Here is a 20592-nt window from a genome sequence, read left to right on the forward strand (position 1 = left end):
AGTGAAAAGGCTTACGTTGACCCCTGCACCTGGAGGCCGGGAGCCCCTAGCCCGGCAGGACTTACGTCGGAGGCGAAGATTATGGGCAAGATGATTGGCATCGACCTCGGCACCACCAACTCCGTGGTCGCCGTGATGGAGGGCAAAGAGCCCAAGGTGATCACAAACGAGGAAGGGGGGCGGCTGACTCCCTCGGTCGTTGCCTTCGATGACAAGGGCGAGGTTCTCGTCGGACAGATCGCACGCCGGCAGGCCATCACGAACCCCGAGAACACCGTCTTTTCCGTCAAGCGGTTCATGGGCATGAAGTTCGACGAGATTCAGGACGAGTGCCGCCGCGTCCCCTACAAGGTCGTGCGGGCGAACAACGGCGACGCGCACGTCGAGGTGCGTGGGAAGCGCTACTCGCCTCCCGAGATCTCGGCGAAGGTGCTGCAGAAGCTGAAGCGCGCCGCCGAGGACTACCTGGGGGCAGAGGTGAAGGAGGCGGTGATCACCGTCCCAGCCTATTTCAACGATTCGCAGCGGCAGGCGACGAAGGACGCGGGGCGCATCGCCGGCCTGGACGTGAAGCGCATCGTGAACGAGCCCACGGCCGCCGCCCTGGCCTACGGGCTCGACAAGAAGAAGGACGAACTCATCGTGGTCTACGACTTCGGGGGGGGGACGTTCGACGTCTCCATCCTGGAGGTCGGCGAGAACGTGGTGCAGGTGATCAGCACGAACGGCGACACGCACCTCGGTGGCGACGACATCGACGCCCGGATCATGCAGTGGCTCACCGACGAGTTCCGCAAGGACCAGGGGATTGACGTCTCCAAGGACAAGATGGTGCTTCAGCGGCTGAAGGAGGCCTCCGAGAAGGCCAAGATCGAGCTCAGCTCGCTCACGGAGACGGAGATCAACCTGCCGTTCCTCACGGCGGACGCGACGGGACCGAAGCACCTGCTGATGAAGCTCTCTCGCGCGCAGTTCGAGCGCATGATCGCCGACATCATCGACCGGACGATGGAGCCCTGTCGAAAGGCGCTCTCCGACGCCGGCAAGTCCTCGGGCGACATCCACGAGGTAGTGCTGGTGGGAGGGTCCACCCGCATCCCGATGGTGCAGCAGCGGGTGAAAGAGTTCTTCGGCAAGGACCCCCATAAGGGCGTCAATCCCGATGAGGTGGTGGCGCTCGGGGCCGCGGTCCAGGCGGGCGTGCTGGCCGGCGACGTGAAGGACATCCTGCTGCTCGACGTGACGCCCCTCAGCCTCGGGATCGAGACGCTCGGCGGCGTGATGACGACGCTCATCCAGCGCAACACGACGATCCCCACCAAAAAGAGCGAGGTCTTCTCGACCGCCGCCGATAGCCAGCCCTCGGTGGAGGTCCACGTGCTGCAGGGGGAGCGGCCCATGGCGCGGGACAACCGCACCCTCGGGCGCTTCCATCTGGACGGCATCCCCCCGGCGCCGCGCGGCGTGCCGCAGATCGAGGTGTCGTTCGACATCGACGCGAACGGCATCGTTAACGTGACGGCGGCGGACCGCGCCACGGGGAAGAAGCAGGCCATCACGATCACGGCGTCGAGCGGGCTGCACGAGGGGGACATCCAGCGCATGGTGCGCGAGGCCGCCGATCACGAGTCGGACGACAAGCGCAAGCGGGAGCAGATCGACACGCGGAACAAGCTCGACTCCATGGTCTACAACGTGGAGAAGCTGCTCGGCGAGAACCGGGACAAGGTGGCCGAGGAGGACCGCAAGCGGGTGGAGGCGGCGATCGAGCAGGGGCGCAAGGTGATGGAGCGTGAGGATCTCGATCAGATGAAGGCCGCCCTGCAGGAGCTCGAGCAGGCGTCGCACCGCATGGCGGAGGCCATGTACCGTGCCGCGGGAGCAGCCGGAGGGGGTGCCTCGACCGGAACGGGGGGCGCAACGGGCGGCAAGCCCGGCGGGTCGGGGGGGAACGGCGGCCCCAAGGATGGCGTGATCGACGCGGAGTTCGAGGAAGCGAAGGACTAGATCTTCAGCGCGGCGCGGCGGGCACGGGCGACGGTGGCCCAGCCGCTCGTGGAGTCGAGGGCCACGTACTTCTCCCAGGCCTTCGCGGCTTCGACCTTGTTGCCGAGCTTCTCCAGCACCAGCCCCAGGTTGAAGAAGGCGCAGGCGTACTTGCCGTCGAGCTTGACCGCGTGCTGGAGCTGCGCGGCCGCACCCTTCAGGTCGTTCTGCTGCGCTAGGACGATGGCTAGATTGTTCATCGCTTCCTTGTAGCGCGGGTTCACCTTCAACGCGTTCTGCAGGTGTTGTTTCGCCCGCTTGAGGTCCCCGAGGTCCGAGAGCGCCGTGCCGAGGTTGCTGTGCGCCTGCGCGTAGCCCGGGTCCTTCTTCAGCACCATTGCGTATTCGCCCGCCGCCTCCCAGAGCAGACGCTTGTTGAGCTTGCGGCTCCGGCGCTCCTCGTCGGCCGTGCTGCGCAGCTTGATGGTCTTGATGCGCGCCTCGGGGTCGATGTCCGTGCTGCGGCGATAGACCGGAGCCGCCTCCGTGGCCATCAGGGCCTTCTCGTGGAGCGCCACCGCCAGGTTGTTCCGGGCGGCCGCGCTGTCAGGGAACACGCCGAGGAAGATCTCGAAGTGGTCCACGGCCACGTCGTACTTCTTCGTCTTGAGGGCCTCCACGCCCTTGTTGAAGTTGCGCACCTTGGCCCGCAGTTCGAGCATGTAGTCGCGCAGCCGCTCGATGCGCTCGGCGTGCTGCGGATGCGTCATCCCCTTCGGGATCTCGCCCTTGTTCTGCAGCATTTTCTGATGCAGGAGCACGGAATAGGAAGGGTCGTATCCCGCGCGGTAGGCGTAGAGGACGCCGTACTGGTCGGCTTCGAACTCGTGGGTGCGGCTGAGCGCGTTCATGAGCATCATGAGCTGCCAGAAGCTCTGGTAGTCCTTCTGCGTGGAGGCCATCTTGATCATGCCGCTGCCATGGCGCAGCGTGTTGTGCGAGATCTCGTGCGCGAGCACCGCGGCGTAGGCGTCATCCTTGTCGCCCATGCGCGTGCGAATGAGGTCCACGAGGCCGGTGAAGAAGTAGATCTTGCCGTTCGGCACGGTGAGCGCGTTCACCACCGGAACGTTGATGACCGCGATCTGGTAGCGCAGATCCCGCTTCGGGCGGTCCGAATGGACGAGCAGCCGGTCCATGATGCGGGTGAGACGCTGCTCGAGGCGCGGGTCCTTGATGACCGGCCATCGCTTCTCGATCAGCTCGCAGGTCCGCTTCCCGATCAGGATCTCCGAGGCCGGGTCGATGACCTGGCCCGCGGCGAGCGCCTGGATCCTGCCCGTCAGCACCTGCATTTTGGTGTGCGCCCACTGCGCGATCGGCGTGCCCGGGCCGAGGCTCACCGCCTTCTGCCAGGCGTCGATAGCCTTCTTGTCGTGCCCTTCCTCGCGATAGAGAAGTCCGAGCTGATAGTGGGCTTGCTGGTGGGTCGCGTCGGCCTTGATGGCGGCCTTCAAGCGCTCGGCAGACTTCTTCAGATCGCCTTCTTCGTAGTGCAGGACGCCGAGCTGGAAGTCGGCGTCGGCGACGCCCTTGGCCTTGCCGAACGCGGTCATGGCCTGCTTCCGGTCGTCGACCGAGGGGTTCAGGCAGGCGAGGCCCCGCAGGTAATGGACGTAGCCCACCTGGCTGTTCTGGGCGGCGATCGTGTTGAGAGCCCGAAGCGCTTCCACGGCCTTGCCGTCGGCGAGCTGCTCTTTGGCCACGAGGATGCGCTTGCCGAGCTCGCCGAACCGCATGGTGAGTCCGGCCTCCATTGCGGTGCGGCGGAGGTGCGGGTCGCTGGCGGACTTCTCGATCTCGGCGAACAGCTCGATGGCCTTCGTCTTCGCCTCCGCATTGCCGCCCTCGGCCATCTGGCGGTAGCACTGCGCGAGCTGGAGCTTCAGAGACAGGTCAGAGCTGCGGCGGGCGACGAGCTTCTCGAGCACCCCGGCGGCCTTCTGATGTTCCTTCGCGTCGAGGTAGATGTCCGCCAGCAAGCTGAGGCCGTCTACGTTCGGGTTCGCTTCGGCGGCCATGGGTTCGAGGAGCTTGAGCGCTTCGGCGACCTGGCCCGCCTTCCAGAGGCAATGGGCCAGGCGCACCTTCGCGAGCGACAAGTTGGCGTCGGCGTCAAGCGCCTTGCGGTAGGCCTTGGCGGCCTCGTCGAAGCTACCGACCATCGCGAGGGCGTCCCCTTGCTTCAGCAGCTGCTCGGCTGCCGGGCCGGTCTTGGGCTTGCGTGTCTTCTTGGCCCCCGCGTCTTCAGGCGCGAGCAGGAAAGACACCAGCAGCACGGACGTGGCGACGATGGACCTCATGGACGCTCCTCGCAGGGAAGACACAGACGGCAACGACGAACGCTCGATGGTACGAGCAAGCAGACTGGCAGACAAGACGCACGCCCGCCGTTGCCACCGTCTTCGTTACCGGGGTGATACGCCCCGCGGAGCGCGAGCTTCCGCCACGCAGCGATGCGGAGAGCGCGCGTCGGGGACTAGAGGAAGGGGTACCGAATAGGGGCGAGCGTGAGCTGCTGTAGGTCCACCTGAGTGGCCTGGCGGAAGGGTGGCAGGTGGCTGTACTTCAGGCTCTTCTTCATCCAGCGTGGTGGCCCGCGGTCGACGCAGCCGAGCTGGCGATCCGAGAGCGGACAGAAGACCCGTACGTGGACGTGGTCGTCGTGGGCCTGGGCGTCACCGGGCTGGTGCATGAGGCTCTCCGCGCGCTCTACGACCCAGGCCGGCTCGTTGATACGCTGTGCGTGAGCGAGCAGCTGTCGGGCCACCGTGCGACCGATGAAGATCCACTGCACGTGGACCTCGGGGTCGGTGACGAGCGCGCGCACGAGGGCCCAGGTGCGCTGGACGTCCAGGCGCCGCGGCGGTGGCGTTCCCGCCGGACCTTCGGCCGTCGGTGGCGGCCGCTGCCAGTACGCGGCCGCGCCGGTCAAGATCCCGCCCGCTCCCTCCGCCGAATCGGAGCGGCTCAGCCCGGACTCGTCGTAGTGCAGCATCTCCGAAGGGAGCACCGGTTTGCCCCGGAGGTCCGTGGTGTAATAGATGAGGTCCACGTCACGACCCGAGCGGTGCGACAGGTGCTCGGGCGACGGTCCGCCGCCGCGGGGGCTCAGGTCGGCCACCCCGAGCATAGCGTTGCGGTGCTGGCGCTCCACCCGCCGGGCGGCCCGGAGGATGAGGGAGACGAGCTCGTCGGTGCCGTAGCTTCGGTCCCGGCTCAGCCACCGCGGGGGTACGACGTAGCCCTCTCCTCGGGCAGGGAGCTTGTGTCCACGGCGCAGTAGACCCCGGGAGTGGGTACCGACCGAGACCGAACTTCCATCGGTGAGTAAGCCTGGGCCAACGCAGGCCGCGAGTCCGACGAGCAGGGGGGAGGCGAGCCAGCGACCCATGATCGGATTATTGGTGGCGCGCGTTACGGGGGCAAGTTCCGCGACGGGGTCGTGGGTCGGCGATAGCGCGCCTCACGGCGCGAGCTGCGCGTTGTCCAGCAGGCGCAGGAAATCCTGCCGCGGCCGACGGGTCCGGTCGCGTGGCGCCGTGAGCGTGAACACGACCGCGCGGCCACGGACCTCCAAGTAGACCTGCCGAAGCTCGCTGCGGCCGTCGCGCGTCTGGGCCACGACCTCCCAGCCCGTGCGCTGAGCGCGTTGCGTCGGGTTCGTCGAGAGAACGCGGAAGCCACGCTGGCTCAGGATGCGGTTGTTGTCTGCGACCTGGCTGCGGAGGGGGCGTCGCCACGACGGGTCCTCGACGGCCACGCTCACGGTGGCGGGATCCAGCGAGCTCGTGAGCACGGCCAGGATGCGCGGGTACCCGGTTTGAAGGGTCAGGGTCCAGTCCTCGGGGGGCTCGACCTTGAGGCCAAGCTCCGAGTTACTGTAACTTCCATAGGGCTCTGCGGCGGCGGGCAGGGCGAAGGTGATCGAAGTCAGGATCACGCAGGTCGCACTGCCGCAACGCATGGGGTGATGATACGACGGCTGCCGACCGCGAGCCAACCTTCGGGGGTCTGGGCGACATGGGTGAACGCTTCGGCAAGTACGAGCTCGTGCGACGCATCGGCGTCGGCGGCATGGCGGAGGTCTTCGTCGCCAAGACGCACGGCGCGCAGGGCTTCGTCAAGCACGTGGTGATCAAGCGCATCCTTCCCGCGTTCAACGAGGACCCCGACTTCGTCCGCATGTTCATCAACGAGGCCCATCTGGCGGCCCGCCTTCAGCACGCGAACATCGTCCAGATCTTCGATTTCGACCACGTGGCGGGGGTCTACTACATCGCCATGGAGTGGGTGGACGGCACGGACCTGCGGCGCGTCCATCAGGTGGCGCGCAGGCGTTCCATGGCGCTCCCCCGCACGCTGGCGCTCCATGTCGGCGTGGAGACGCTCAAGGGGCTGCACTACGCGCACACCCGGAGCGAGGGAGGAAAGCCACTCGGCATCGTTCACCGGGACATCAGCCCTCACAACCTGCTCCTCTCGTTTTCCGGCGAGCTGAAGGTGACGGACTTCGGTATCGCGAAAATGGCTGCGCTGGCGAGCGCCACGAACAGCGGCGTGGTCAAGGGCAAGCTGACGTACATGTCGCCGGAGCAGCTCGACGGGTCGGGAGTCGACGCGCGAACGGACCTGTACGCGCTCGGGGTCGTGATCTGGGAGCTTCTGACCGGGCAGCGTCTGTACCAGGGGAGCGCGAGCGAGGCGGAGCTCATCGCGCAGGTGCGGCGCGCGCAGGCGCCGCCGGTTCGAAGCCTCGCTCCCGACGTACCGGTCGAGCTCGAGGCGGTGGTGACGCGCTTGCTCGCGTCGCGGGCCGAGCAGCGATACGCCACCGCGGCCGAGGCGCTCTCCGATCTGAGCCGGTTTGCCGGCGTGCAGGATTCCCTGGAGGTCGCGCGCTTCCTGAAACTCCTGCTTCCGGGCGAGGCGGAGCGAGGGGAACGGGAAGAGACCCAGATGCTGGCGACCCCCGTCGACGGGTGGGGAGGGTTCGAAGCGCCGCCCGACGCGCCGACGCACACCCATGGGGAAGACCCGGGGCTCCCGGAGTTCCTCGCCGCAGATGAGGTAGGGGTGCTGGCCCCGCCGGGTGGTGAGGGCGCGAGCGAACCGAGCGCTCGACCGAAGGAGGGCGAGGTGTCGCTCGCCGAGGCTCAGCCGGAGGGGGCCACCGTGGGGCGTCTCGCGCCGCGGGGGCGACCGCGCTATGGGCTGATCGTCCTCTCGACCTTGCTGGCGTTCTCGGTCAGCGGGACGGCCGCCTGGCTTCTGGCGGAGCAGCTCGGACTGGCGTCCCGTCCGCGGCCCGCGCCGTCGGAGACGCGGTCGGACGTGGCCATGGTTCTGGTCGAGACCGATCCGCCGGGCGCTGCGTTGCGGGTGGACGGAGTCTCCATCGCCGCACCGTCGCCCCATCGCCTTGCGGGGGCGCGTGGCACCGTCCTGCGCCTGGAGGCGCGGCTGGGAGCACGTAGGGCCGTGAGCGAGGTGCGGCTGGGTGACCTCGAACGCACCGTGCTTCGATTGAATGGCGAGACGGCGGCCCTCCAGCCGAAGGGGTCTGACGGAACCCGCCCGGGCAGCCAGCCGTCTCGCGCACAGGACGACCCAACCCCAACCCCGGCCCAGGCCCCGGCATCTGCTCCTGTCCCGGAGGCCGCGGATGGTCACGCGAGTCCTGGTCCGGCCCTCAAGGAAGCCCGCGGCAAGGCCTCCCGGCGGACCTCTCGTCCGAGCGGCAAGCCACGAGGGCAAGGGCTGTTGGACGTGGTGGTGGCTCCGTGGGCGAGGGTGCTGGTGGATGGAAAGGAAATAGGCGAGACCCCGATCCGCGGCCACCAGATCGCCGGCGGGAGCCACCGCGTCGAGCTCAGCAACCCCGAGATCGGGCGACGGGAGCTGGTGAAGATCCGCGTCGCGCCGGGCCAACTGCAGCGCATCCGCCGCGACTGGACCGCGCAGTAGCTCCGTACCGTTTCGAGCGCCAGCGACTTCTGACCCCGTTGCAGGGCTCGCACTGACCCCTCTGGCTCCGACAGCGGCATTCTTCACCCTCTACTCACCTAGTAGCCGAAGGGGGGCCGTTCGCGCGCCGAGCGGTTCGATCCAGGCCGCGCGTTCTTAGCGCACGACGCTCGCACCGTAAGCTGCGTTGCGCATTCCGGAATCCTCGGAAAGGCACCACGCACTGCTTTGAGGGACGAGATCCGCCGCCGCCGATGGCGGTGTCGCGGCGTGTTTTCGAACGGCGGCGAGCGCCGTCGAAAAACAAAAGCTACAAGCCGGCTTGGGGTCGCGTCCTGAACGGGCGCTCAGTGTTCTCCGCCTTCAATTGCGTGCAGCTACTGAAGATTTTTCTTGGCGAGAATCCATTGAGTGGAATATAGTCAGTTCACACCAATCAATATACTCCTCTAAATGGAATACATTCAATGGTCGCCATCGAATGTATCCATCGTTGTAGTCGTGTTGGTTGGATCCGAGGTGGGTGGGGCGTAGGGGCGAGCGGAGCGCAGGCTTAGGCGAAGGCCGAGAACGAAAGGGAAAGGCCAGGTCGGTGGAGCGAATTCTCGAGAGCGAGCCGCTGCTGAACGAGCGGGACCTGACCCAGATCGAGAAGGTGCACGCCGATGGCCTGACGTCCGCTCAGATCATTCAGATCTTCCAGGCTCGGGGCGCGCGCCTTTCCGAGGCCACGTTTCGGAAGTACGTGCAGCTCGGCTTGCTGCCCCGCAGCAAGCGCGTGGGAAGCAAGGGCAAGCATCGGGGCTCGCACGGGATCTATCCCTGCGCGACGGTGCGTCGGATCAACTCGATCAAGCGCCTGATGGCCAGCAGCTACACGATCGAGGAGATCCAGCGCAGCTTCAGCGCCTTCAAGCAGCAGATCGACGACATCGAGGCCGCTCTCGACGAGTTGTTCAAGGGATTCGAGCGCGAGATCGGCCAGCCGGCCTTCGACCTGTCACGCCGTCGCACGCTGTCGCGCGACATCGGTGTGGCGCGTCGCACGGCGACGGATCTGGTCCGTCGGATCATCGAGATCGAAAACGAAGTCACCCTCGCTGATCGGCCCCGTCGCGTGGTTGGGGCCGGGACGCTCGCCGACTTCTGACATTGGTGCCGCATTCGAACGCCGAGGAGGAGAGCATGGATCAGGACACGCAGCTCAAGTTGGACCCCGCGCTGGATCTGGAAATCGACCAGCCTGCCGCTCCTGCAGACGAGGTGGACGAGGTAAGTCGGAAGATCCGTCGGCGTCGGCGGCGCGACCGCCCGCGCAGCCGCACGATCGCGATGAAGCGGCTGACGAAGGAAGAGCTTCGGCAGGGCGCGCTGCTCATTCCGTTCCTCGACCACGAGCGGCCCCAGACTCGCGCCGAATGCTGCGGTGGCGCGCGTCCGTGTCCTTTCGTGAGCTGCAAGCATCACCTCTACTTGGACGTGAACCCCGAGACGGGGTCGATCAAGTTGAACTTCCCGCACCTCGAGGTCTGGGAGATGGCGGACACCTGTTCGCTGGACGTGGCGGACCGCGGCGGGATCACGCTCGAGGAGGTCGGGGAGATCATGAACCTGACCCGCGAGCGGATCCGGCAGGTGGAGGTCCGTGGGCTGCTGAAGTTGAAGATGACGGCGGCCGCCGACGGCATCACCCCCGGTAGCTGAGGCCGTTCTCCCAGTCTCCTCCTGCCGACCGCCGCCGACCCGCCGCCGACCCGCCGCCGACCGCCGCCGACCCGCCGCCGACCCGCGAGCCCACGGGTCTGCCCTCGTGGGCCCGGCACCTTGACGGCTCAGATCCTCGCTGTTACAAGCCGCCCTGGCGCGTCAGAGTGGGAGCGATCCGAGCGCCGGTGCGCCGCACGGTGCTCCGCTCGCTTCGCACGCGGTGCCGTCGTCCCGAGTCAGGAGGTGTCCGATGGTCCGAATCCGCCGAGCTCTCGTCAGCGTTTCCGACAAGACGGGGGTCGTGGAGCTATGCCTTGCGCTCCAGCGGTATGGGGTCTCCGTCGTTTCGTCCGGGGGAACGGCCCAGGCGCTGGAGGCGGGGGGCGTTGCGGTGACCCGGGTGTCCGAGTACACGGGCTCCCCGGAGATCCTGGGCGGACGCGTGAAGACCCTGCATCCGCGGATCCACGCTGGGATCCTCGCGCGCGCGACGCGGGAGCAGCAGGACGAGCTGGTCCGTCACGACATCGATCCCATCGACCTCGTGGTCGTGAACCTCTATCCCTTCGTTCGTGCGGTCGCGGATCCGGCCGTGACCGATGAGGTCGCGATGGAGAACGTGGACATCGGGGGGCCGGCCATGCTTCGCGCGGCGGCGAAGACCTTCGAGCGGGTGGCGGTGGTCGTGGATCCCGCGGACTACGCGCGCCTCGTCGAGAGCCTCGATCGCGAGGACGCGGGTCTCACGCTGGAGCTGCGGCGACAGTGGGCTGCAAAGGCGTTCGCCCACACCGCCGCGTACGATGCCGCCATCACCGGCTACCTGGAGAGGACGGCCCCGGGGGTGGCCGCCGAGGAGGAGCTGCCCGAGACTCTGACGCTCCGCCTCGAGCGTGCGCAGGGGCTGCGGTATGGGGAGAACCCGCATCAAGCGGCCGGCTTCTATCGTGTGGCCCGGGCCGGTCAGACGATGGGTGAGCTCGCACTCGAGCAATTGCATGGCAAAGAGCTGAGCTACAACAATATTCTAGACGCCGATGCGGCCTGGGAGCTGGCGGCCGATCTGCCTCCCGGGGCGGTCTGCATCATCAAGCACAACAACCCCTGCGGGGTGGCGTGGGAGACGTCGGGCGACCCGGCGGTGGCATACAGGCGGGCTCTCGCGGCCGACCCGGTCAGCGCCTTCGGGGGGATCGTGGCCTGCCACGGGACCGTGACGGCGGCCATGGCGGGGGAGATGAAGGAGCTGTTTCTGGAGGCGGTGGTAGCTCGCGCGTACGAGCCGGGTGCGCTGGAGCTCCTGACCAAGAAGAAGAACCTGCGTCTTCTCCGCGCGCGCCCGGGGGCGAGCGGCGCCGACCTGCACCTCCGATCTGCGGCGGGTGGGATCCTGGTCCAGCGACGCGATCTCTCGGTGGAGGATCTCGCGACCGCTCGTGTGGTCAGCGAGCGACGCCCGACGGAGGACGAGCTCGCCGACCTGTCCCTCGCCTGGCGGATCTGCAAGCACGTCAAGAGCAACGCCATCGTGCTGGCGAGGGCGGGGCAGATGGTGGGCGTGGGCGCCGGTCAGATGTCGCGGCTGGACTCAGTTCGCCTCGCGGCGACGCGAGCGGTTCTTCCGACGGCTGGAACGGCGCTCGCGTCGGACGCCTTCTTTCCCTTTCGCGACGGACTGGACGCGGCCGTGGCCGCTGGGGTGACGGCGGTGGTTCAGCCCGGTGGATCGGTTCGGGACGACGAGCTGATCGCCGCTGCGAACGAGCACCGCATCGCCATGGTGTTCACGGGCGTCCGGCATTTCAGACACTGAGCGGAGTTTCGTCTCGCGGGCCGAATCGCGACTGCGTCAGGAGCATACGTGATGCGAGTGCTGGTGTTGGGATCCGGAGGGCGGGAGCATGCATTGTGCTGGCGGCTCGCGAGGAGCCCCTCCATCGACCGCCTGTACTGCGCGCCGGGAAACCCCGGCACCGGGGCGGTGGCGGCAAACGTCGGGATCCGGGTGTCGGACACGGAGGCGTTGCTCTCGCTGGCCGTCGATGAGGCGCTGGACCTCGTGGTCGTGGGCCCCGAGGCACCCCTGTGCGACGGGATCGCCGACCGCTTCGCGGCAAAGGGGATCCCGCTCGTCGGGCCGACCCGAAGTGCGGCGCGGCTCGAAGGGTCCAAGGCCTTCGCCAAGGAGTTCATGGCGCGGCACGGGATCCCGACCGCTGCGTTTGGGGTTTTCGAGGATCCCGCGGAGGCCGCGCGATACATCGACGGGGAGCGGGGAGCGCGGGTGATCAAGGCGGATGGCCTGGCGGCGGGGAAGGGGGTCGTGGTGGCGGGGGACGCGGAGGAGGCCAAGCGCGCGGCAGCCGCCATGCTCGGCGGTGCGCTCGGGGGAGCGGGCCGCCGGATCGTGGTCGAGGAGCGGCTGGAAGGGGAGGAGCTGTCGCTCATCGCGCTGACCGACGGGGAGCGGATCCAGGTCCTCGCGGGGTGTCAGGATCACAAGGCGCTGCTCGACGGAGACCGGGGACCGAACACGGGCGGTATGGGCGCCTATTCACCGGCTCCGCTGCTTCGTCCCGCACTGCTGGAGCGTGCGATCCGGGACGTGCTCGAGCCGACCGTTCGCGGCATGGCGGCGGATGGCGCGCCCTTCCGGGGCTTCCTCTACGCGGGGCTCATGATCCGCGACGACGAGCTCCGGGTGCTCGAGTTCAACTGCCGGCTCGGGGATCCCGAGACGCAGCCCCTCATGCTCCGGATGGAGAGCGACCTCGCGCCGCACCTTCTCGGCGCCGCAGCCGGGAAGCTGCCCGACGAGGCGATCGTCTGGGATCCGCGGGTCGCGGTCTGCGTGGTGCTGGCCAGTCGCGAGTATCCGGGGGAGTGTCGGACGGGCCTTCCCATCACCGGGGTGTCGGAGGCCGAGGGTCTCGCGCAGGTCACGGTGTTTCAGGCGGCCACGGCCGAGGCGGGCGGGCAGCTCGTGACTGCCGGCGGGCGCGTGCTCGGCGTGACGGCGCTGGGAGGCGACGTGGCGGAGGCTCGCGCGCGCGCGTACGACGCGGCCAGCCGGATCCACTGGGAGGGAGTGCAATACCGCCGCGACATTGGGTGGCGCGCCCTCGGAGCCGCCCCCGGGAGCGGCGCGTGACGGCGCCTTCCGGGTCCGTCCCCGACCGCACGCGGGCCGACGCGGAGGGGATCCGCCGCGCGGCGGTCGCGATCACCGAGGCTGCGGTCGTGGCCGTTCCCACCGAGACGAGCTACGGGCTCGCGGCCGACGCGTTGGATCCGCTCGCCGTCGCCCGGGTGCTCGCGATCAAGGGACGCTCAGAGGGCCATCAGGTCTCCGTGCTCGTCGCGGACAGGGCCATGCTGGCGCGCGTGGCAGCGCGCATCTCGCCTGTCGCGGAGGAGCTCATGGCGCGGCACTGGCCGGGCGCGCTGACGCTCGTGGTGCCCGCGCGGGAGGGGCTTCCTGCGGCCCTGGTGAATTCTACCGGTGGAGTCGGCGTCCGGATCTCGTCGGATCCGGTGGTGCAGGCCTTGTTGCGCGCCGTCGGGCGACCGATTACGGCTACGAGCGCGAATCGGTCGGGGGAGCCGGCGGCAACGGAGGCGGAGGGTGCCGGCCTGGCAGGCGTAGCGCTGGTGCTCGACGACGGTCCGCGCTGCGCGCCGGCGAGTACGGTCGTGGACGTCACCGGTGTCCCGGTCGTGCTGCGGCAAGGGGCGGTGGTGATATGACGAGCGACCGAGGTCGGACGCTCGACACGGTGTGCCGCGGCCTGCTTGCGCTGGAGCAGCCCCGGCGCGGCTACCGCTTCGACCTGGATCCCCTGCTCCTCGCGCAGTTCTGCCTCGGGCGTGTGCAGGCCCCGGAGGCGGTGGTGGACCTCGGTGCCGGCTGCGGCGTGGTGGGGCTCCTCCTCGGCAGGCATTGGCCCCGGTGCGCCGTGCACTTGGTCGAGCTGCAGGCGGAGCTCGCCGACCTCGGGCGTGAGAATGCCGCGCGCAACGCGCTGGCGGAACGCGCCGTGGTGCACCACGCAGACCTGCGGAGCTGGGGGGCATGGCCCCGATCGCCTCGCCGGCCGGTGCTCGTGGTGAGCAACCCTCCCTATTTCCCGACCGCGTCCGGACGCGTGAGCGCTGACCCCCAGGTGGCGATGGCGCGGCACGAGCTGCGCTGCACGCTCGAGGAGCTGGTGGCGACGGTCGCCCGGAACGTGGCGCCCGGGGATCTCCTGGCGTTGATTCATCTGGCGACGCGGCGCGAGTCGCTGCTGGCGGCGCTCGGCGACGCATTCGTCGTGCGACGGGTGCGTGACGTTCACCCGCTGCCCGGACGTCCGAGGCACCGCGTCCTGGTGCTCGCCGAACGCCGCGGAGCGGAGGGCTCCCCGCCCGACGGAGAGGTGGCGCGCGTGGACCCACCACTCGTCGTGGCCGAGGCGGTCGGGCGGTTTTCCGAGGAGCTGCGAGACCTCCTGGAGCCGATGGGGCCCTTGCAGCTCTTGACAGAGGAGGAGCCCTCTGAGAGGTTCACGCGGTCCTAGCGTGACACGCTGAGCGGCGCCCGAAACCTCGGAGCGTAGCGCCAGATCCGGTCCGGAGCCGCAATGACCAACCTCACCGTAGTCGGTGCCCAGTGGGGAGACGAGGGCAAGGGGAAGGTCGTCGACCTCTACACCGAGAGCGCGGACGTCGTCGTCCGCTACGGCGGCGGGAACAACGCAGGTCACACGCTGGTCGTCGAGGGGCGAAAGGTCGTTCTGCACCTCATCCCGAGCGGGGTTGTGCGCGGTGGACGCGTGTGCATTCTCGGCGACGGGATGGTCGTGGACCCGGCGGCGCTGCTCGACGAGCTGGACCAGCTGGCGCAGGCCGGCCTGGCGGTGGACGCGGGGGCGGTGCTGGTCAGCAGCCGCGCGCACGTGGTCCTGCCGTACCACCGGGTGCTCGACGAGCTGCGCGAGCGCGGCGCACGCCCGATCGGGACGACGCGGCGCGGCGTCGGGCCGGCGTACGAGGACAAGGTGGCGCGTCGCGGGCTGCGCGTGGCGGACCTGCTCCATCCGGCGCGCCTGCGCGAGCGCTTGAGCTTCGCGCTCGACGAGGCGAACGCGAGGATCGTCCGTCAGGGTGGAGAACCGCTGGAGCTCGAATCGGTATGGAGCGCGCTTTCGGAGCAGGCCGCACGGCTCGCCCCCTCCATCGCGGACACCGTGAGCTACCTGCGCCGGGCGATGGAGGCTGGGCGCAGTGTGCTCTTCGAAGGGGCGCAGGGGGTGCTTCTCGACGTGGACCATGGGAGCTACCCGTTCGTCACGTCGAGCACGACGCTGGCCGGAGGCGCCTGCGCGGGGGCGGGGGTGGGGCCTCGTCGGCTCGGTGCCGTGGTAGGGGTGGCGAAGGCGTATGTCACTCGCGTCGGCCGTGGCCCGTTTCCCACCGAGTTGCCCGAGCCCGAGGGGAGCTCGTTACGCCAGCGCGGCGCCGAGTTCGGGGCCACCACGGGGAGGCCCCGTCGCTGCGGATGGCTGGATCTTCCGGCGCTGCGCCATGCGGCGTGGGTTTCGGGGCTCGACTACCTGGCGCTGACGAAGCTGGATGTCCTGTCGGGCATCGACCCGCTCGAGGTCTGCGTGGCGTATACCCTCCGAGGCGAACGTCTCGACACGCTGCCCGCTGACCCCGAAGACCTCGGCCAGGTGCAGCCGGTCTACCAGCGTTTGCCGGGATTCTCCGGGGACCTCTCGGCGGCCCGGTCGTACGAGGAGTTGCCGGAAGCCGCCCGAGAGTATCTCGAGCTGGTTTCCCGGGAGGTCGGGGTGCCCATCTGTCTCGTCTCCGTTGGACCCGGGCGTGACCAGACCATTTTCCGGGCGGATGCATTCCGGGTCCGATGAACCGCACTTTCTGCAAACGGGTGGCCTCGGGCGCGTGTCCAAGAGACGAGCGCCAACCAGGAGTGGCGCCGAAAAGTGGTGAGCTTTTGTCGATTTGCAATCACCCAGGCAGGTTCATATAATGGAGCTCGTTGAACTCTGGATCGGCGAGCCGGCGGCGAAGCAACCCGGGGCGCCTGGCGGCCCGGTGGGCGACGCTGGCGTACCGGTTGAGGACCATCGAATAACCCTTCGTCACGACGTGCGGTCAGGGCGCCTGGAGCGCGGGAGCCGGCCTCGTCAGCGCACGCGGCCCGCATCCGCCCGACAGGCGCGAACGGCGCATCGGCTACTGAACACGCTTTTCGAGGCACAACGATGAAGATCATTTGCGACAACTGCGCGACCAAGTACTCGATCGCCGACGACAAGGTGAAGGGGAAGGTCTTCAAGATCCGCTGCAAGAAGTGCCAGCACATCATCGTGGTGAGAGGCAGCGGCGAGGGCGAGGATGCCTACGCCTCCAGCGAGGCCGAGTCGAGCCCGGAGTTCGGAGCCGCGGCGGCGGCTGCGACAAGCGGTGAGGCACCCATCTGGCACGTCGTCATCGACCGGGAGCAGGTAGGCCCGATCACCGCCGGCGAGGTGAGGGACCGCTTCTCGCGCGGTGAGGTGAACGGCGAGACCTTCACCTGGCGAGAGGGGTTTGCCGACTGGGTGCGCTTGAGCTCGGTTCCGGAGTTCGCCGACATGGCTGCGTCGGCGGCGCTCTCCCCCGCGGCGGGGGGACGCGCGAGCAGCCCGTCTCTCGGCACGGGGCCCACGATGTCCGTCGGGGCCGGAGGCGGGGGGGGCGCGGGGCTCGGGGGGGGGGCGGCCTCCGCCGGCGGCGGGTGGGGCGCTTCAAGCGAACCTGCGCGGCATGACTCGCCCGGGCTATTCGGGGGTGGCGCCGCGTCCGCGCCGGCTGGCGACCTCTTCGGGGGCGGCGGGGGAGGCGGTGGACATGACGCCGCCGCGGCGGGCGGACTCTTCGGGGTGTCCTCGGCGCAGACCGGCGGCGGGGATTTCTACGGGGGCGGATCGGGCGGGGCTGCTCAGGGGGGCGGGGCGGACATTTTCGGCGCGCACACCGCCCCGGCGGCGGGCGGCAAGCAGCAGCTCTTCCCGGCCGAGGAGGAGCAGGCGGGCGGCGCGGCGCGCGGAGGCGGTGGGGCGAGCGCTCCGTCGCAGATGACGGCGCAGCGCGGAGAGAACTCGGTGCTGTTCAGTCTTTCGAACCTGCAGCAGCTCGCGATGGGCGGCAAGTCAGCTCCGGTGCCTTCGTCCTCCAGCGCGAGCTCGAGTGCGGCGCCGGTCGGTAGCTCGGGTCTGATCGACATCCGCACGATGGCCGGAAGCGGGCCGTCCGCGGGCGCGGGCTCGGCCGGACGGGGCGACGAAGACCACCTGCCGAGCTTGAGCGGCTTCTCGGCGCCGATCGTGCCGGCCTCGGTCCTCATCCCGGCGGCCGTGGACGAGAAGCCCAAGTGGTTGCTTCCGACCATCATCGGTATCGGCGGGACGCTGGTGGTAGCGGTCGTGGTTCTCACCGTCGTGCTGGTCCTTCGGAAGCCCGAGCAGGTGGTCGTTCCGCCGCCGACCCTGACGACGACCCCGGCAGCGGGTGCGGTGGCCGCGGCGACCCCCGGCGACGCGAAGAAGGAGGGTGCGGCGGGCGCGACCGAGAAGGCGGCTGCTGGCAAGGGGACCGAGGGGAGCGGTGAGGAGAAGACGGCCAAGTCCGAAGAGGGAGAGCGCGAGGACTCGGGGGGCCGTGGCGAGGGCGGCAAGAAGAAGGGCAAGGGGAGCAGCAAGAAGAAGGGCAAGTCGGGCGGCAAGTCGTCCGGCGGGACGCGTGTGGCCACGGCCCCCGCGCCTGCGCCTTCCGAGGAGAAGCCGAGCCGACCGGCGGCGAAGTCCGGACGACGCGACTCTCTCGACGATCTGATCGATGGGGCGCTCGCGGGCGGGAAGAAGCGCTCCCGCGGCGGCGGTTCTTCGGGGGCTGTCGCCGCATCGGTTGACTCGAGCCTGCCCGACACGCTCACGCGCGCGCAGATTCAGGGTGGAATGCAGTCGGTGAAGGGGCGGATCCAGGCCTGCTACGATCGCTTCAAGGTGCCGGGCCTGGCGAACGTCCAGGTGAAGATCGGTAACGCGGGCAAGGTCTCGTCGGCGCGTATTCAGGGCATCTTCACCGGCACCCCGACGGGGGCTTGCGTCATCTCGGCCGTCCGCGCGGCCGGATTCCCCCGCTTCAAGGGCTCGCCGATCACCATCACGTATCCTTTCGTCCTCCGCTGACCTCCTAGGCGCATGCTGCGCGTCGGTGCCTGGCTTCCCGTCCTGCTCCTGCCACACGTAGCGGTCGTGGAGGAGTTCGTGGGGCGCGGCACGGCGACGGTCGAGCGCGGAGACCTGGATGCCGCGCGGCGCCTGGCTCAACGCCGCGCCCGCGAAGACGCTGTGGGACGCGCCATCGCCGGCGTGCTGGGTGCCGAGGCTGCCGGTCCAGCGGCGTACGAGTTGCGATCCGCCCTCGCCGGGTCCGCCACCCGGTACGTGCTCCGCGAGAGCGTGCTACGCGAGGTGAACGCGCGTGGCGTGATCCAGGTGGAGCTCCGCGCGACGGTGAACCGAACGCGGTTGACGGCGGAGCTGGAGCGCCTGGCGCGCCGGCGAACGAGCCCTCCGACGGTCCCGCACATGCCCGTGGCCGCCTGCGTGGTGGCGCAGGCGCCCACGGATCTGGGCCTAGCGGGGCAGCTTCGAACGCGCCTGCAGATCGCGCTGCGTGCGCTGGGGCTCGAGGCGCTCGACGCCTGCTCGACGCAGGCCGTGGGGCAGGCGCGGCTGCGAGGCGCACAATTGGCGGTGCGTGCGCAGGTGACCGTGGTTGCCGCGGAGGGGGTGCGAGGAGTGGAGCTGGCTGGTGCGCGAGGCGAGGCGCGGCTCGAGGTTCAGGTGATGGGTGAGACGCGTCCGCTGGTGAAGGGCGAAGGAACGGCTTGGGGCGTGGAGCCGGCGCCCGCGGAGGCGGAGCGGGCCGCAGGGGAGCGTGCTCTGGCCGCGGCTCTCGGTCCTGTGGCGACGCGCATGGCGGGGCGTTTCCCGACGGCGGGAGCTCCCGACCTCGGGGAGAAGATCCTGCACGTCTCGGGGCTGACCGCCTTTGGTCAGCAGGACCAGATCTGCGGAGCGCTCGAGCGCGGGGGGACGGCGCAGCTGCAGTGCGAGCCGCGACGCTTCTCGCAAGGCGACGCGTGGTACGCCCTCCGGACGCCGCTCCCGGCGGCAGCCCTGGTGGAGCTCCTGCGGCGTGAGGCCTTCAAAGGCTTCAGGCTGCGTCTCCGAAGCCTCGCGGCCGGGACGATCTGGATGCAGGTGGCGGCCCAGTCTGCGGCGGGGAGCTGAGACCTGACGATGCTCGACGGCTGCGTGGCGCGCGCCCTGGGTGTCATCGCTGCGTTGTCGCTCGCGCTCGCGGTGTCCGCCTGCCGGGGTGGCCCGCCGGGCGCAGGTGTTCGGCACACCGCCCTCGGTGCGCTCGTCGTGTCGGTCGTGCCGCAGGATGCCGAGCTCCTGGTCAACGAGCGACCCGTCGCCGCGCGGCGAGGTCGGCCCATCGGCGTCCCGGCGGGCCCCTGCCGCATCGAGCTACGCCGTCAGGGATATTTCTCCCACTTCGCCGAGCTCGACGTCGTGGCGGGCCGCTCGTTCCGGCTCGAGGTGCGCTTGCGTCCCGAACCGTTCTGAGTGACGCTCGGGTCCCCGTGGACTCCGCCAGAAAGCTCTCTCGCCTCACCCATCGGTACTGGCACGCGATCTTCTTCGCGGCGGTCCTGCTCCTCCTCTTTCTGGCCATCCGCCGGCTGAGCGGCGTGCTCGCTCCCGTCGCAGGTGCGCTGCTCCTCTCGTACCTGCTCGACCCCTTGGTGGGCTGGCTCGAACGCCGCCTTCGGCTGCCGCGCTGGGCCGGGACGCTGCTCCTCTTTGTCGCGGGGCTGCTGGTGCTTGCCGCCGCGCTGATCCTCGTCGTCCCTCTGGTGGCGCGCGAGCTCGAGATCTTCGCCACCGCACTGCCGGGCTACCTGCGGAAGCTCCGAGCCACCGTGGACCCGTGGGTCGCCGCGCGCTTCGGGGTCCATCTACCGCATTCGCTCCAGGAGCTGACGGATCAGGTGGGCTCCGACGTCGGACAGGTGGCCTCGAAGCTCGCCGGGTCGCTCGGCGGAGTGGCGGGGCAGGTCGCGCTCCGTACGGCACGCATGCTTTCTGCCGTCTCCTCCTTGCTGCTGGTTCCGATCTTCACCTTCTACTTCCTGCCCAAGTTCCCGGCCTTCGTGGCCAGCGCGCGAGAGATGGTGCCCCGACGCTTTGCGACCTGGGTGGACGGGACAGCAAAGGAGGTCGACCGCGTCCTCGCGGCCTGGATCCGCGGCCAGCTCACCGTGATGGCGGTTCAGGCGGTGCTCTATTCGGTCGGCTTGTCCGTCGTGGGGGTCAAGATGGGCGTGCTCATCGGGATCACCACCGCGCTCCTGGCCTTCATCCCGTACGTCGGGGTAGTCGTGGGGCTCGTGCTCTCCGCGCTCCTCTGCCTGCTCGAGTACAGCGGCCCCGGTCCGCTGATCGGCGTGGGGGTCGTATTCCTGGTGATGCAGCTCCTCGAGGGGCTGTTGCTGACGCCGTGGCTCGTGGGGGAGAAGGTGGGTCTCGGGCCCGTCGGGGTGCTCTTGGCCCTCATGCTGGGAGGGAACCTTTTCGGCCTCACCGGCGTGCTCCTGGCGGTGCCCGTCGCGGCGGCGCTCGTGGTCGTGCTGCGACGGGCTCTGGAGGCCTACCGGCGGAGCGACTTCTACCTGCGAGGGGAGGCCAGGGTGCCTACCGATGGGGGCGAAGAAGCGCCCGACAGGGGCGCCTGATCGCCTGGTGCGCT

16 protein-coding genes are annotated in these 20592 nt (G+C 69.2%); 13 read left to right on the plus strand and 3 right to left on the minus strand.

What is annotated here, in order from left to right:
• Nucleotides 1–81: 81 nt before the first annotated feature.
• Entirely contained in the window at nt 82–2007 is a 1926-nt protein-coding gene (gene dnaK, locus IT371_01525; protein MCC6746306.1) for a molecular chaperone DnaK, read from the plus strand.
• Here the strand turns inward: dnaK and IT371_01530 are convergent.
• From IT371_01530 to IT371_01540, 3 genes are all read right to left on the minus strand, one after another.
• Nucleotides 2004–4349: a tetratricopeptide repeat protein gene (locus IT371_01530; GenBank protein ID MCC6746307.1), complete on the minus strand. Its 2346-nt coding sequence runs from the start codon at nt 4347–4349 to the stop codon at nt 2004–2006. The genes dnaK and IT371_01530 overlap by 4 nt on opposite strands.
• Nucleotides 4350–4525: 176 nt before the next feature.
• Nucleotides 4526–5440 (minus strand): penicillin-insensitive murein endopeptidase, encoded by a 915-nt coding sequence (locus tag IT371_01535; protein ID MCC6746308.1) that lies wholly within the window; start codon nt 5438–5440, stop codon nt 4526–4528.
• Between the two features lie 72 nt (nt 5441–5512).
• A complete protein-coding gene (locus IT371_01540; protein ID MCC6746309.1) occupies nt 5513–6013 on the minus strand; it encodes a hypothetical protein in 501 nt (166 codons plus the stop codon).
• A 56-nt stretch (nt 6014–6069) separates the two neighbouring features.
• On the opposite strand from IT371_01540, the gene IT371_01545 reads away from it, so the two are divergent.
• The 12 genes from IT371_01545 to IT371_01600 all read left to right on the plus strand — a co-directional run bounded on the left by IT371_01545 (nt 6070) and on the right by IT371_01600 (nt 20578).
• Nucleotides 6070–8013: a protein kinase gene (locus IT371_01545; protein ID MCC6746310.1), complete on the plus strand. Its 1944-nt coding sequence runs from the start codon at nt 6070–6072 to the stop codon at nt 8011–8013.
• A 619-nt stretch (nt 8014–8632) separates the two neighbouring features.
• Nucleotides 8633–9163: a MerR family transcriptional regulator gene (locus tag IT371_01550; GenBank protein ID MCC6746311.1), complete on the plus strand. Its 531-nt coding sequence runs from the start codon at nt 8633–8635 to the stop codon at nt 9161–9163.
• A 35-nt stretch (nt 9164–9198) separates the two neighbouring features.
• The gene (locus IT371_01555; GenBank protein ID MCC6746312.1) at nt 9199–9717 is read left to right on the plus strand and encodes a DNA-binding protein; all 519 of its coding nucleotides are present in this window, start codon (nt 9199–9201) and stop codon (nt 9715–9717) included.
• 253 nt (nt 9718–9970) lie between these two features.
• Nucleotides 9971–11533, plus strand: coding sequence for a bifunctional phosphoribosylaminoimidazolecarboxamide formyltransferase/IMP cyclohydrolase (gene purH, locus IT371_01560; GenBank protein ID MCC6746313.1), 1563 nt, complete (start codon nt 9971–9973; stop codon nt 11531–11533).
• Between the two features lie 51 nt (nt 11534–11584).
• The gene (gene purD, locus IT371_01565; GenBank protein MCC6746314.1) at nt 11585–12871 is read left to right on the plus strand and encodes a phosphoribosylamine--glycine ligase; all 1287 of its coding nucleotides are present in this window, start codon (nt 11585–11587) and stop codon (nt 12869–12871) included.
• Nucleotides 12868–13467, plus strand: coding sequence for a threonylcarbamoyl-AMP synthase (locus IT371_01570; GenBank protein MCC6746315.1), 600 nt, complete (start codon nt 12868–12870; stop codon nt 13465–13467). The genes purD and IT371_01570 overlap by 4 nt, the downstream gene beginning before the upstream one ends.
• On the plus strand, nt 13464–14279 hold the full coding sequence (locus IT371_01575; GenBank protein ID MCC6746316.1) for a methyltransferase: 816 nt from the start codon (nt 13464–13466) through the stop codon (nt 14277–14279). Before IT371_01570 ends, IT371_01575 begins: the two co-directional genes overlap by 4 nt.
• Before the next feature lie 63 nt (nt 14280–14342).
• Complete coding sequence (locus IT371_01580; protein ID MCC6746317.1) at nt 14343–15632, plus strand: adenylosuccinate synthase; 1290 nt, start codon at nt 14343–14345, stop codon at nt 15630–15632.
• Between the two features lie 357 nt (nt 15633–15989).
• A complete protein-coding gene (locus tag IT371_01585; protein MCC6746318.1) occupies nt 15990–17957 on the plus strand; it encodes a zinc-ribbon domain-containing protein in 1968 nt (655 codons plus the stop codon).
• Nucleotides 17958–17969: 12 nt separating this feature from the next.
• The gene (locus IT371_01590) at nt 17970–19067 is read left to right on the plus strand and encodes a hypothetical protein (protein MCC6746319.1); all 1098 of its coding nucleotides are present in this window, start codon (nt 17970–17972) and stop codon (nt 19065–19067) included.
• 9 nt (nt 19068–19076) lie between these two features.
• Nucleotides 19077–19409 carry a hypothetical protein gene (locus tag IT371_01595; GenBank protein ID MCC6746320.1) on the plus strand — a complete coding sequence of 111 codons (333 nt, stop codon included), beginning with the start codon at nt 19077–19079 and terminating at the stop codon, nt 19407–19409.
• A gap of 17 nt (nt 19410–19426) precedes the next feature.
• Complete coding sequence (locus IT371_01600; GenBank protein ID MCC6746321.1) at nt 19427–20578, plus strand: AI-2E family transporter; 1152 nt, start codon at nt 19427–19429, stop codon at nt 20576–20578.
• Nucleotides 20579–20592 lie beyond the last annotated feature (14 nt).

The sequence above is a fragment of the Deltaproteobacteria bacterium genome (assembly GCA_020848905.1).
GTDB lineage: Bacteria > Myxococcota_A > Polyangia.

Coding starts and splice junctions, on each gene's coding strand:
- dnaK (MCC6746306.1), top strand. CDS start 82: ATGGGCAAGATGATTGGCATCGACCTCGGCACCACCAACTCCGTGGTC.
- IT371_01530 (MCC6746307.1), bottom strand. CDS start 4,349: ATGAGGTCCATCGTCGCCACGTCCGTGCTGCTGGTGTCTTTCCTGCTC.
- IT371_01535 (MCC6746308.1), bottom strand. CDS start 5,440: ATGGGTCGCTGGCTCGCCTCCCCCCTGCTCGTCGGACTCGCGGCCTGC.
- IT371_01540 (MCC6746309.1), bottom strand. CDS start 6,013: ATGCGTTGCGGCAGTGCGACCTGCGTGATCCTGACTTCGATCACCTTC.
- IT371_01545 (MCC6746310.1), top strand. CDS start 6,070: ATGGGTGAACGCTTCGGCAAGTACGAGCTCGTGCGACGCATCGGCGTC.
- IT371_01555 (MCC6746312.1), top strand. CDS start 9,199: ATGGATCAGGACACGCAGCTCAAGTTGGACCCCGCGCTGGATCTGGAA.
- purH (MCC6746313.1), top strand. CDS start 9,971: ATGGTCCGAATCCGCCGAGCTCTCGTCAGCGTTTCCGACAAGACGGGG.
- purD (MCC6746314.1), top strand. CDS start 11,585: ATGCGAGTGCTGGTGTTGGGATCCGGAGGGCGGGAGCATGCATTGTGC.
- IT371_01575 (MCC6746316.1), top strand. CDS start 13,464: ATGACGAGCGACCGAGGTCGGACGCTCGACACGGTGTGCCGCGGCCTG.
- IT371_01580 (MCC6746317.1), top strand. CDS start 14,343: ATGACCAACCTCACCGTAGTCGGTGCCCAGTGGGGAGACGAGGGCAAG.
- IT371_01585 (MCC6746318.1), top strand. CDS start 15,990: ATGAAGATCATTTGCGACAACTGCGCGACCAAGTACTCGATCGCCGAC.
- IT371_01590 (MCC6746319.1), top strand. CDS start 17,970: ATGCTGCGCGTCGGTGCCTGGCTTCCCGTCCTGCTCCTGCCACACGTA.
- IT371_01595 (MCC6746320.1), top strand. CDS start 19,077: ATGCTCGACGGCTGCGTGGCGCGCGCCCTGGGTGTCATCGCTGCGTTG.